The sequence below is a fragment of the Vreelandella subglaciescola genome, assembly GCF_900142895.1.
Taxonomy (GTDB): domain Bacteria; phylum Pseudomonadota; class Gammaproteobacteria; order Pseudomonadales; family Halomonadaceae; genus Vreelandella; species Vreelandella subglaciescola.
Genome location: NZ_LT670847.1, coordinates 404,600 through 417,286, shown reverse-complemented (window position 1 = coordinate 417,286; position 12,687 = coordinate 404,600). Strand labels below are relative to the sequence as shown.

General features: G+C 53.9%; 12 protein-coding genes and 1 tRNA gene. 12 read left to right on the top strand and 1 reads right to left on the bottom strand.

Features of this window, described 5'->3' with window-relative positions:
* The first annotated feature begins 118 nt into the window (after nt 1–118).
* The 12 genes from B5495_RS01905 (at nt 119) to B5495_RS01850 (ending at nt 11,110) form a co-directional block, all read left to right on the top strand.
* A complete protein-coding gene (locus tag B5495_RS01905; RefSeq protein WP_079550850.1) occupies nt 119–1,825 on the top strand; it encodes a potassium/proton antiporter in 1,707 nt (568 codons plus the stop codon).
* Between the two features lie 45 nt (nt 1,826–1,870).
* A tRNA-Ser gene (locus B5495_RS01900) sits at nt 1,871–1,960 on the top strand.
* Nucleotides 1,961–2,061: 101 nt separating this feature from the next.
* On the top strand, nt 2,062–3,309 hold the full coding sequence (locus B5495_RS01895; RefSeq protein WP_197685634.1) for a DUF6538 domain-containing protein: 1,248 nt from the start codon (nt 2,062–2,064) through the stop codon (nt 3,307–3,309).
* A gap of 43 nt (nt 3,310–3,352) precedes the next feature.
* On the top strand, nt 3,353–4,771 hold the full coding sequence (locus B5495_RS01890) for an IS1380 family transposase (RefSeq protein WP_079550466.1): 1,419 nt from the start codon (nt 3,353–3,355) through the stop codon (nt 4,769–4,771).
* Nucleotides 4,772–5,019: 248 nt separating this feature from the next.
* Nucleotides 5,020–5,526: a site-specific integrase gene (locus tag B5495_RS01885; protein WP_079550849.1), complete on the top strand. Its 507-nt coding sequence runs from the start codon at nt 5,020–5,022 to the stop codon at nt 5,524–5,526.
* 367 nt (nt 5,527–5,893) lie between these two features.
* Entirely contained in the window at nt 5,894–6,262 is a 369-nt protein-coding gene (locus B5495_RS14540) for a hypothetical protein (protein ID WP_154045181.1), read from the top strand.
* 63 nt (nt 6,263–6,325) lie between these two features.
* On the top strand, nt 6,326–6,490 hold the full coding sequence (locus B5495_RS15095) for a KilA-N domain-containing protein (protein ID WP_079550846.1): 165 nt from the start codon (nt 6,326–6,328) through the stop codon (nt 6,488–6,490).
* Complete coding sequence (locus B5495_RS15090; protein ID WP_079550844.1) at nt 6,478–6,657, top strand: KilA-N domain-containing protein; 180 nt, start codon at nt 6,478–6,480, stop codon at nt 6,655–6,657. The genes B5495_RS15095 and B5495_RS15090 overlap by 13 nt, the downstream gene beginning before the upstream one ends.
* Before the next feature lie 21 nt (nt 6,658–6,678).
* Nucleotides 6,679–7,038 (top strand): MarR family winged helix-turn-helix transcriptional regulator, encoded by a 360-nt coding sequence (locus B5495_RS01865; RefSeq protein ID WP_079550842.1) that lies wholly within the window; start codon nt 6,679–6,681, stop codon nt 7,036–7,038.
* A gap of 489 nt (nt 7,039–7,527) precedes the next feature.
* Nucleotides 7,528–8,274 carry a hypothetical protein gene (locus B5495_RS01860; RefSeq protein WP_079550841.1) on the top strand — a complete coding sequence of 249 codons (747 nt, stop codon included), beginning with the start codon at nt 7,528–7,530 and terminating at the stop codon, nt 8,272–8,274.
* Between the two features lie 1,241 nt (nt 8,275–9,515).
* Nucleotides 9,516–10,112 carry a hypothetical protein gene (locus B5495_RS01855; RefSeq protein ID WP_079550839.1) on the top strand — a complete coding sequence of 199 codons (597 nt, stop codon included), beginning with the start codon at nt 9,516–9,518 and terminating at the stop codon, nt 10,110–10,112.
* Nucleotides 10,113–10,408: 296 nt separating this feature from the next.
* Complete coding sequence (locus B5495_RS01850) at nt 10,409–11,110, top strand: antA/AntB antirepressor family protein (protein WP_079550837.1); 702 nt, start codon at nt 10,409–10,411, stop codon at nt 11,108–11,110.
* Between the two features lie 146 nt (nt 11,111–11,256).
* On the opposite strand, the gene B5495_RS01845 is transcribed toward B5495_RS01850, so the two are convergent.
* Nucleotides 11,257–12,675 carry an IS1380 family transposase gene (locus B5495_RS01845; protein ID WP_079550256.1) on the bottom strand — a complete coding sequence of 473 codons (1,419 nt, stop codon included), beginning with the start codon at nt 12,673–12,675 and terminating at the stop codon, nt 11,257–11,259.
* Nucleotides 12,676–12,687: the final 12 nt, after the last annotated feature.

The window sequence follows — 12,687 nt, the reverse complement described above, 5'->3', positions numbered from 1 at the left end:
GCCGTATGGCAAATGGCCTGGCTAGTTTGGCGTTCAACGCCCGGCAAGCAATAAGTCACGGTAAAGATATGGCCTGCATGTCATAATAACCAAGCCAATGCGGTCGAGATGGAGAATCATGGATACACTTTATACCTTCTTTTTATTGGGCGGCGGCTTGATGACATTAAGCATCCTGGCCAGCCGCTTGTCATCGTTTTTTGGCCTGCCGCTTTTGCTGATTTTCCTGGGGCTGGGCATGCTGGCCGGCGAAGAGGGTATTCTCGGCATTGAGTTTGACGACTACTCGATGGCCTTCGTGATCGGGCATCTGGCGCTTGCCATGATTTTGCTGGATGGCGGCCTGCGCACGCGATTGAAAACATTCCGCGTAGGCTTCAAGCCGGCGCTGCTGCTGGCCACGTTCGGGGTGCTGGTGACCAGTGCGATTGTCGGCGCTATTGCCATGCTGATATTCGACCTGACCCTGTTTCAGGGGCTACTGGTCGGGGCAATTGTGGGTTCTACCGACGCCGCCGCGGTGTTTTCCATGCTCAACGGGAGCGGCGTTAACCTCAACGAGCGGGTAGGGGCAACGCTTGAGATCGAGTCGGGCACCAACGACCCGATGGCGATTTTTTTAACGCTCATGCTGGTCGAAATGCTGGTGGGCGAGATTGGCGGCGTGACCGAAACGGTGCTGTTTTTTGTATCGCAGTTTGGCATCGGGCTTGCCGTAGGCATTGGCGGTGGCTGGATCAGCGCCAAGCTGCTGCGTTGGCTGGATCTGGCACCCGGGCTTTATTCCATGCTGGCGTTGGCGCTGGGCTTTAGCGTGTTCGGGCTGACTAGCGTGCTCGGCGGCAGCGGATTTCTGGCGATCTACCTGACCGGGCTGATGATCGGCAATCAGCCCGGGCGCCATCTCAGCTGTATTCTGCCCGTCCACGATGGTTTGGCCTGGTTAAGCCAGATCGGGCTATTTCTGGTGCTTGGCCTTTTGGTCACGCCAAGCCAGCTGTGGGATGTCGCACTACCTGCGTCGATTGTGGCGCTGGCGCTGATTTTTGTGGCTCGGCCCATTGCGGTCTTCGCGGTCATCAAGCCGTTTTTCAAATTTCGCACCCGCGAGCTGCTGTTTATTGCCTGGGTCGGGCTCAGGGGGGCGGTACCGATTGTACTGGCCATCTTCCCACTGATCGGGGGCGTGGCAAACGCATCGCTATATTTCAACGTAGCGTTTGCCGTAGTGCTGATGTCGTTGTTGATACAGGGTGGTTCGCTTGCCTGGGTGGCACGCTGGATGAAGGTTGAAATTCCCAATGGCACGACGCCTAATCGCCGCGGGTCGCTGGGCATTCTGCCGGAAAATGATTTTGAAATGTTTGTTTATGACGTGGAGAACCAGGATCTCGACGATGTGCCCATCCGTTTGCTGCGCTTCCCCTCCGGCGCGCTGATATCGGCGCTGTTTCGCAAGCGCTCCATGCTGCACCCGAAAGGCAATACGCGGTTGAAAATAGGCGACATGCTTTGTGTGATCGGTCGGGAGGAAGACGTAGTAGCACTCAACCGGCTGTTTAACGGCGATGCCAAACTCAAGCAGGAAAGGGCATTCTTTGGTGCTTTCACCCTTGAGGGGGGCGCTCTGATGCAGGAGGTGGCCGAAGCCTATGGCCTGACGCTGAGCTCAAGCACACCGGGCATGACGCTTGGCAAGTTCATGGCATTGCGGGTGGGTGGGCATCCCGTCGTGGGCGATGCCGTGGACTGGCACGGCATTCAGTGGGTGGTCAGCGAGATGGATGGCAATATGATTACCCGAGTGGGGTTACGGCTTTACTAAAGGCATTGACTTTTAAAGGAATGCTGGTAATATACGCACCAAGTCGGAGGGATGGCAGAGCGGTTTAATGCACCGGTCTTGAAAACCGACGTAGGTTAATACCTACCCAGGGTTCGAATCCCTGTCCCTCCGCCACTCGAACATGAGGCCCTAAGGAATCAGTAACTTACTGACCTTGGGGCTTTTTTGTTTCTGGCTGCCCCAGTGAAGTGTTACATTGGGAGGCCATGAGAACAGTGAAAGTTACCGGACATCCCCGCCTATATCGTCGTGGCGCTCGTTACTATCATCGGGCAGCGATACCCCTGGATATTCAGGACAGTTACCCCAAAGCGGAAGAGACCTTCTCCCTCAAGACCGCCGATTATCAAGAGGCATTACGCCTTGTCCGTAAGGCCGCCGTTGAGGTGGATAGAAAGTTTGATAAGCACCGCCATTGGATATCAGCCCAAGCCAATCCCCTAGACAACCTTACTGATGATCAAATAGACCGCCTCGCAAGTCTTTACCATGCTTCACTTTTGGATGAAGACGAAGACATTAGGGCGGGAGGCATCTTTGAGGAAGAACCAGGGGAACCAGGATCGGATTGGGAGCGGTGGGACTTCGATGAGTACGCCGAGGACATTGAAGATAGTCTGGCACATACTCGCCACTATTACGCCCGCGGTCGACAGGATGCCTTCTTCAAGGACGAGGCTGAGGATATTTTGTCATGGGATGGTGTAGAGCTTGCTTTGTCTTCTGACTCTCTAAGCTGGCGTCCACTAGTTCGAGCGATCCAAGCTGCCTATATACGGGCAGGGAAGGACAAACAGGCACGAAACGAAGGGGAGGTGGTGCCTACACCGACCGTCGCCAAAGCAACCTCACAGAGACCTCTAAGCAGTCCAAGCGATGAACAAGGGCCATTGTTGTCTGTTCTGGCTGATGAATGGATAACAGAGAAGGCCGCATCGTGGGCAAGCAAGACTACCAACGATCACCGTACCACCATCGACAACTTCATCACTGTTGCAGGTGATAAGCCGCTGGCCGCATATTCGAAGGCTGACGGGCGAGCCTTTAAATCGACCTTGCTCAAACTGCCCAGCAATTGGACAAAGCAGAGAGAACTCACGGGGCAAAGTGTCGATAGGGCAGCAGAGCGAGCGGATGAACTGGGTATGGCACCTATGTCAGCCAAGAACGTGAACAAGCTAATAGGCTATGCCGCTGCCTTTTGGAATTGGGCAGCAAAGCAATACGATGAGTGTCCGCCTAACCCACTGAATGGTATGAAAGTCACCCTCAAAAAACGCGCTCGGGAAGAACGCGACCCCTTCACGTTGAGCGAGCTACAAACCATCTTCCAGGCTCCGGTATTCACTGGCTGTAAATCACTGCATCACTGGCGGCAGTCTGGATCATTAGTTCCTAAAAACTCCGGTATGTATTGGGCACCGCTGGTTGGTCTGTTTACCCCGCCTTATTCACCGGGCTGAGACAGAAAAGAAGATGGCGAGCAGTTTCTCTTGTAGAATCAATATGTTCCTAACCGAACTTGACTCAAGAGGACCACTCGCCATGGGTGAAAGCCTATCCCCCTGGACCCCGTCATGCAACGGGTCCATCCGCGTCGAGCTCAGCGGCCATCGCACCACCAGCGACAGCGGTGCTTTGCTGTTGCGTGAAGCCCTCGACAACAGCGGCATGATCGATGCGCTGGACGACCATCTGGTCGATCATCGCGACCCGGATCGCGTCCGCCACTCGTTAGCCAGCCAGCTGCGTACCCTGGTGCTGCAGCGTTCGATGGGCTGGATCGACCTCAGCGATACCGATACGCTTCGCCGTGACCCGCTCTGGCAGCTAGCCTGCAGTGATGCCCGCGGGACAACGCCGTTGGCTCAGGACCGGCCATCTCAAGCGACGCTGTCGCGGCTGCTGACGTGCCTGGGCCGCGACGACAATATCGATACCGTGCATGAGGGCCTGCTGCGGCTGGCGGTCTGGCGACTGACCTCGCTGAACGGCGGCGAACGCCCCGAGCATCTGACGCTGGACATCGACGGCTTGCCGATCGACGTTCACGGCCACCAGGGCGGTTCGGCGTTTCATGGACTTTACGGGGCCAGAATCTACTCGCCTTTGGTGGCCTCGCTGGCAGAGACCGGCGACATGGTGGGCGGCCTGCTGCGTGAAGGTAACGCCGGCCCAGCCGAGAATGCCGATACCTGGATCCCACATCTGGTGCGGCGACTCAACGAGAGCACCGGGGCCAAGGTCAAGGTGCGCATCGACGCCGGCTTCACCGACAACGACACGCTTGAGGCGCTGGAAGATCGCGACATCGAGTATCTGGGCCGGTTGCGCAGTCATACGGGCCTGCAGACACTGGCAGCGCCACATCTGAAGCGGCCACGCGGCCGGCCCCCCGAGCAACCTCGGGAATGGTGCCATGACCTGGCGTACCAAGCCGGTACCTGGCCGGCGCCGCGGCGCGTGGTGCTGGTGGTACAAGAGCGGCCCGATGATCTGCTGCTGCATGCCTTCTTTTTGGTCACCAATCTCGGCAAGTTCGACTGGCCGCCGGAAAAGGTCCTGGCGCTTTATCGCAAGCGCGGCAGCGCCGAAGCCCACATGGGCGAGGTGAAGTCGTCGCTCGATATGCATCTCTCCTCGACTGATCGCGGTGTCTCCACCGTCCAGGACGTCATGGCCCGCAACGAGGTAAACCTGCTGCTGACTCTCTGCGCTTATCAGGTGCTACACGGGCTGCGTTGCCTGTTGGAACGACAGACCCGGCAGGGCTGGAGCCTGAAGCGGATGCGCGAGCAGGTGCTCAAGGTGGCCGCCACGCTGACAGTGCACGCCCGGCGTATCACCGTGCACCTCGGCGATGCCGCCGACAAATGGTGGCCATCCTTACTGAAGGGGTTGCCGCGGCTGACGGCATTGACCTGACACGTCGCATTACTCAGCCTTTTCCAGCAGACAAAACGGCCACTATGGAGGCCGACGACCACGGCTGCGCCGTCACTCGAAACCAATGAACTTCAGTTATAAATATCACGGCATTGATACGATAAAGCTATGTGCTAATCGGCTACTCAGCGACCGTATGACATAAAAGCCGGTCGGTCCCGGTCACCACGGGACGTAAAACGCTCGTTCGGCGTCCTGATGAATAAGGCGGGTTTACTGGTGCGAGGATGGGGGAAATCCTACAGCTGTATGTTTCTGATGTGATCTATACAGGCGGTATCGACATTATAGACATCAACGTCGATGGTGATGATAAAAAGCTAAAAAATCCTGGTAGTCGCCGACAGACGCCCGTCCACCCCGAGTTGAAGCGGTTAGGTTTTCTTGAGCATGTTCAGAAGATGCGCCAACAAGGCAGCAAAAGGCTATTCCCTGACATGCCAATGGGGAGTGATGGTTATTATTCGTCTGTTTACTCTAAGCGCTTCATATCGCTACTTATTAATCTCAAGGTCAAACGTGAGCAAAACGCTTTTCACTCGCTACGTCACAATTTCGAGGACGCCTGTAGAAACTCGGGTATTTCCAAAGACGTGATGAATGCCCTACAGGGCCACAGTGAGTCGGGTATGTCTGGCAGGTACGGGGCAGGGTACTCGCTAGACGTGCTGAATGAGGCTATGTGTCAGCTTGAGCATAAAGGGTTAGACCTGAGCCACCTGTATCCCCAATAAAATTAGCTAAGTGTATTGAAACATAGCCTTGCTGTCGGCTAGGGTGGGATTATACGTTCTAATTTAGGTTAGCTGGATGCATTTGCCAGGGGATTTCTGAATAACAACTTTGGCAATATAAATATGGGTTGGGTAAATGAAAATTAAAGAAGATGTAACTGACTATAGTTCGATTGCTGTCACCACAATATTGATTATAAGCGCTTTAGCGTGGTTGACACATATTATAACTTCTCTGAATGAGGGATGGTGGGGTTTTCTAATAGCAGGGGCTTTGTTCTTTCCTATTGGAGTTATTCACGGCGTTATGCTGTGGGTTGGTTTACTATAACTTTAAATTGTCGCCGTCTTAAAAGGTAGCGCTTAAATGCTTAATATAAAAAAATCAATTTTCTTAACATCTATCTCTATTGTTTTTTCAGTAAAAGCGCAAGCTAACGAAATGTCAGTTATGAAAGTAAAAGAAATGCTGGATAATAGCCGAGAGGGCGAAACAATGGCGATCAGCTATTCACAAGGTGTTTTTGATGGGCTAATTGCTATGGAGGGGGCAAGACGTAATGAAGGGAAAGGAGGAGATGAACTTTGTAAACTATTTGAAGGGGATGAATCGATACGCCATCCGGCCTATCAAACAGAAATGCTTATAGAAACGTGGGAACGACGAGATAGAAATATGGAAGCCCCTTTTGCCGACCTGGCATTAAGCTATCTATCCGGTCAGTACGGGTGCTGATTTTAAAGCCCTCGCCAAAAGACAGCGGTTTTTAACTCACAAACGGTAAAGCCGAGCAACGCAATGATCACCAAGCAGTGGCACGGCAAGACACTCACGTTCCGCGAAGACGGTTACTTCAACATGACGAAGGCCGCTAAGCAGTTTGGTAAACGTATTCAACATTTTTGGGACAATATAGATACCCGTAACTATTGCTATGAGCTTTCAAAACATTGCCAGAATTAAATAGCCAGAATCCCGGTGATTTAAGCTACGGCCTTTCTGAAACTACCCGAGGCCGCTACGGTGGCACTTGGGCGCATCCCAAGCTGGCCGTATTCTTTGCCCGCTGGTTGGACGTTCGGTTCTCGGTGGCTTGTGACGAAAGGGGTCAAAGCATACGATTCGACTAGCCCACAAAGAGGAACTGCATAATGGAACATCAGCTATCAAGTTTGCCCCTCAGCGAAAGAGTCTCCATTCAGCGTGTATTGGACGTTATGGTTGAATTTAGCAAGCTTCAGTTTGATCTGCCGTTGAAGACAGTTTCACTTTTTGCCTACGTCGCGGCGAGTCCTGGCATTTCAATGAACGAACTACGAAAACAGACCAATACCAAGCAGTCGACTTGCTCAAGGAGCATTGCTGTTCTGTCCGAATGGCAAGAACACGAAAAGCCTGGTTTCGGTTTGATCTGGACTGAGGAAGACCCTGGAGAGCGCAGAAGGAAGCTGGTGCATCTAACTGATAAGGGCGAAGAACTGGCCGCGACTCTTTCGGACATACTGCACTGATCCTGAGCGATGACATTACAATAGCTGATTACACCTCACTCCCTGTCTGTGGGTATTAAACCAGCATACTCACAGACAACCTCACTGCTACCTGATTATCATCAAGCAGAGCTTCAATTCAGCACGTCTATATCTCCCGCCTATAAGCCCTCTGTCACCCATAGATCTCCTTCCGCTGCCAACCCTACTGCTTTCCCCCCAGCATTTCTCACAAAGCCTCACAAGCCCATTCTCCGCGCCGCCCACCTATTGGGAATTGCCCTGCACCTAAGGAGGAGCGTGCCCATCTCGTGTAATTACCATGCACCTAAGGAGGAGCACATCTCTCCCACCAACCACCTATCACTTACCTAAACTCCCACCAGTAGCATCACTTAACTAACCAAGCGCATAACTGGGCCTTTCGTATGTCCGGTGAGGTATTCCTGTGCTTATGGGTTTGTTGTGGGCTCGCTGGTGGTAGGTTCCCACTGGCGAGGAATACGCGATATGAACATGAATGCCGCAACGGCTAGGAGCACTGACAGCCATACCCAGTCTGATGTTGAGATACATAATAGAAGCAGGACACCGGGATATGAAGAAATGGTGGCCCGTGGGATGGCGCTCAAGGAACGATACGAGAGAAGCCTCCAAAAGATCGACAACCTGCCCAGTGATGCGTGGCCGTTTGGTACAGGCGATGGGCCAGTCCACCCGATAGAGCAGATGCCGAACCTGATGAGGCGGTTAGGGAGGGGGCGAACAGCCAAGCTCCGTGCCCAGTTCAGTGGTAAAGCTGTGACGCTCGAAAAGGCTTCTACCAATCCCCGTAAGGGGAGTAATCGAGAGAAGCGGATCGAGAATACCGTACGATCAGCCATGCGAGGACGGGCGGTCGGTGATTTAGGCTGTCCTGCCTCAGATATTCTGTCTGGAATAGCGAACCTTGATAACCAGAGACGCAACGGTAGAAGCTTACCGCTCAACAAGATCAGCCTGTACGTTATTCTTCAGGAGCTTGACGTAATCTCCACGAGGGGAATCAAGGAGCTTCTCGATGTGAATGACCGTCAAGCACAGAAGTACGTCAAGGCTTGTGAGATTGCACTACCATTTTTGGCACGATCATTGTTGACCGAGGATGCACAAACATACGAAGTGAGCCAAGGCGATTCGGTAGAAGCACCGAGGGAAACGACAGAGCCCCTGGAAGACCAACTTGATGATTGGATTCAAACAGAGCGCTTCCTATAAAAACATATAAATCAATATCTTATAATCGGATTCTAACCGTCGCAGTATTAAGGGGGAACCCACCTGATGATCCTCAAAGATGAATCTAAAAGAAAAACTCCACGACAACCTTCATATAACCTCTTGGCTTGATCGGTAGGAATGAATGTAATAAGTGATGTACCACCATCACCACTTACCAGGCCATCGGTGGGGTGGGGCTTCAAGGTTGTTCACTGGTTGATGCCATGGAGGGCCGAAAGCGAGTCCAGTGGTTATGTTGAAGTAGCCTCACTGCATGAACCAGTAAGCTCGCTAACGCTCGTGGGTACGGACAATGTGGACTTCGTTACTCCGCGGCTGATGCTTCCAGTTAGTCACGCCAGTCGATCCACAAGACTCTCCACTTGACTGTTCTGGCTGTTCATCGGGAAGACCCTACTGGGCACTCCCATAGAGATCAGGAAGTCCCTGGAGGCCATGTGTCCGTATAGCTTAGCGCCAGCATGTAGGTTCATCGGGACGATGTAACTCTGGCGAGGGTTGCGTTTGCGTAGTTGATCCTAAGCTGTAGAGATCACAGCAAAGGGCCTGTCCAAAATCTGAGACACGACGCAAGCATTCCCCCTCCAGTTTTTCAGAGAGCTTTTCTATCGGAGTCTTTGAGTCACGGTGTCATGTACTGAAGACGCATCGGACTAAACATCTTCTGTGGGATGGGTAATAACGTGCCTACCTACATACTCTTTAAGGGCAAAAAATGTCCCACGCTTCTCTATCAGTTTCAGCGGTAGGTGATGTAATCAACCGTGGTGCAAACCACTAACCAGGGCCTTCCGTAGGCAAAACCTTAAAGCCATCCGCCACTCTCGCCAGTGAGGTTCAAGGTTGGCTCTGACGGGAAGTTTTAAGGATGAATCAAGTAAGGCGGCTATGCCGCTTGGCTCGGACACAGGTTAGGTTTCTTTCCTGATCGAAAACTTCCAGTAAGCCTGAGTCTTTACCTCTCGGTCTATCTACAGCAGTCACGATTGACTGCTCCGACTGAGCAAACTGACCGGAAATCCCAGAGCCCTGTAGTCAGCCTTCCTCCACCTGGCGTGCGTCTCCAATACGTCGGAAAAACATTGCCGATCTTGTCATAACAAAAATGAATAAAGGCGGTGTAGCTTTATAACCAAATAATTACCCTGCACCTAAGGAAGAGGAAGCGATTTCCACCCTCCACCAAAATCATCAAACATGGAGCAAACCACTACACCATGACTACACATACATCCGCTTACACCAACCACTACTCTCACTCGACCCTCGACCGTTTGAGCGAAGAGCTATTTGCTGCCGCTGACGCTGGCCTGGGACTATCGGAAGGTCTTCCCCCGAACGCCACATGGGCATTAGCTCAACTCATTAAGGACGACGATGATGAGAACGGATATTGCCTTAACGATCTTCTGGATCCTGATAATACGAGTGAAGTGAATGCTCTGATCCAAGAACGCATCCAAGCTACTGAGAGCGCCTTCTTCTCCAAAGTAGACACGAGTGACTGCAATTCTCCTACAAGTGAGGCTGCAGAGAAGATTATTGAGCTGGCGCATAACAAGAGCCAACCGCCTTATCTTCGGAAACAGCTACAGGACGAGCTCGATAAAGCATTCAATGAGACCTCCCCCAATCTGAAGCCTATCGCTCATGACCACGACGGGAGCCCTCTGTACAGCACGAGTGACTTGGCAGAAACGCTGGGGTTGTCAGAGGTGGAAGTCTTAGAGAAGGCAGAGGAGATGGGGGCATTAGACATCGATGATCTAGAGTTCTACCGGGTAGAGAACCCAAACGATATGACTATCCACTGACAGTGGGTGTGAGAGCGAAGTCGTATAACTGATTTACCCCTTGAGTTTTCGACACAAGAACGTGTGAAAACATTCTCAGACGAGACTAATACCGATCTGAGCAGTAGTAGTAATCATCATCCGCAGCAGTTCACACAACTGTCTTTCACCGTTACACCACTTCACACACGAACCCGCATCTGTGAGCGCATCACTCTGGCTTGCCCTGCTGGCTTCCCTTGGCGTTGGGGAGTTCGTGGGCCAGACAGGGGGTGTGCTCGCTGGAGCGGTGCGTTCACACATGAGGAATCAATGCCATGACTAATAGCACTGCAAAGCGTAACGGTCGATCCATCGTTACCGACATCAACCATGCCCCAAAGAAGACCTTGACATTAACCCTCTGCTTCACACAAGAACAGGCCGACAGAATGATGAAAGTTCGCCGTGTACTCCCCATAGTGGAAGATCGGCAGGAACCACAAATCGACGCCCGGAAGCTCTGGGAAAAGATCGGTAAGCCTCATGGTAGGTTCAGAGATTGGGCCGAAGACTATATTAAATCGCTCCTAGGGAACGACGCGGAAAAAAGCGCGCGGTTCCAAGGGGAAATCGAAGTAGAGGAAAGCCTTGTTGGCAAGCGTAAAAACGTTAAGCAGATAGACTACAAGCTCTCCCGTGACGTTGCCGCTAAGCTGGCTATGCAAGCCAACACGGTTGAGGGGGATGAAATTCGTCAATACTTCCTCGACATGGAGGAATGTGTTCTTCGCCTCTCCAAGCACCAGCCCGAACGCGTCCAGTCTCTTATTCAACTGGACAATGCCATCACGCATCACTTCCGATCCAAGGTGGGACGAAAGGCCCAAGACGGAAAGATCAGCAAAGGTGCTGTCCCCAGTGAAGCGGCTAGTCGAGAGAAGCTCCTTAAGCCCGCCTTATTCATCAGGACGCCGAACGAGCGTTTTACGTCCCGTGGTGACCGGGACCGACCGGCTTTTATGTCATACGGTCGCTGAGTAGCCGATTAGCACATAGCTTTATCGTATCAATGCCGTGATATTTATAACTGAAGTTCATTGGTTTCGAGTGACGGCGCAGCCGTGGTCGTCGGCCTCCATAGTGGCCGTTTTGTCTGCTGGAAAAGGCTGAGTAATGCGACGTGTCAGGTCAATGCCGTCAGCCGCGGCAACCCCTTCAGTAAGGATGGCCACCATTTGTCGGCGGCATCGCCGAGGTGCACGGTGATACGCCGGGCGTGCACTGTCAGCGTGGCGGCCACCTTGAGCACCTGCTCGCGCATCCGCTTCAGGCTCCAGCCCTGCCGGGTCTGTCGTTCCAACAGGCAACGCAGCCCGTGTAGCACCTGATAAGCGCAGAGAGTCAGCAGCAGGTTTACCTCGTTGCGGGCCATGACGTCCTGGACGGTGGAGACACCGCGATCAGTCGAGGAGAGATGCATATCGAGCGACGACTTCACCTCGCCCATGTGGGCTTCGGCGCTGCCGCGCTTGCGATAAAGCGCCAGGACCTTTTCCGGCGGCCAGTCGAACTTGCCGAGATTGGTGACCAAAAAGAAGGCATGCAGCAGCAGATCATCGGGCCGCTCTTGTACCACCAGCACCACGCGCCGCGGCGCCGGCCAGGTACCGGCTTGGTACGCCAGGTCATGGCACCATTCCCGAGGTTGCTCGGGGGGCCGGCCGCGTGGCCGCTTCAGATGTGGCGCTGCCAGTGTCTGCAGGCCCGTATGACTGCGCAACCGGCCCAGATACTCGATGTCGCGATCTTCCAGCGCCTCAAGCGTGTCGTTGTCGGTGAAGCCGGCGTCGATGCGCACCTTGACCTTGGCCCCGGTGCTCTCGTTGAGTCGCCGCACCAGATGTGGGATCCAGGTATCGGCATTCTCGGCTGGGCCGGCGTTACCTTCACGCAGCAGGCCGCCCACCATGTCGCCGGTCTCTGCCAGCGAGGCCACCAAAGGCGAGTAGATTCTGGCCCCGTAAAGTCCATGAAACGCCGAACCGCCCTGGTGGCCGTGAACGTCGATCGGCAAGCCGTCGATGTCCAGCGTCAGATGCTCGGGGCGTTCGCCGCCGTTCAGCGAGGTCAGTCGCCAGACCGCCAGCCGCAGCAGGCCCTCATGCACGGTATCGATATTGTCGTCGCGGCCCAGGCACGTCAGCAGCCGCGACAGCGTCGCTTGAGATGGCCGGTCCTGAGCCAACGGCGTTGTCCCGCGGGCATCACTGCAGGCTAGCTGCCAGAGCGGGTCACGGCGAAGCGTATCGGTATCGCTGAGGTCGATCCAGCCCATCGAACGCTGCAGCACCAGGGTACGCAGCTGGCTGGCTAACGAGTGGCGGACGCGATCCGGGTCGCGGTGATCGACCAGATGGTCGTCCAGCGCATCGATCATGCCGCTGTTGTCGAGGGCTTCACGCAACAGCAAAGCACCGCTGTCGCTGGTGGTGCGATGGCCGCTGAGCTCGACGCGGATGGACCCGTTGCATGACGGGGTCCAGGGGGATAAGCTTTCACCCATGGCGAGTGGTCCTCTTGAATTGTGTTCGTTCAGGAACATCTTGATTCTACA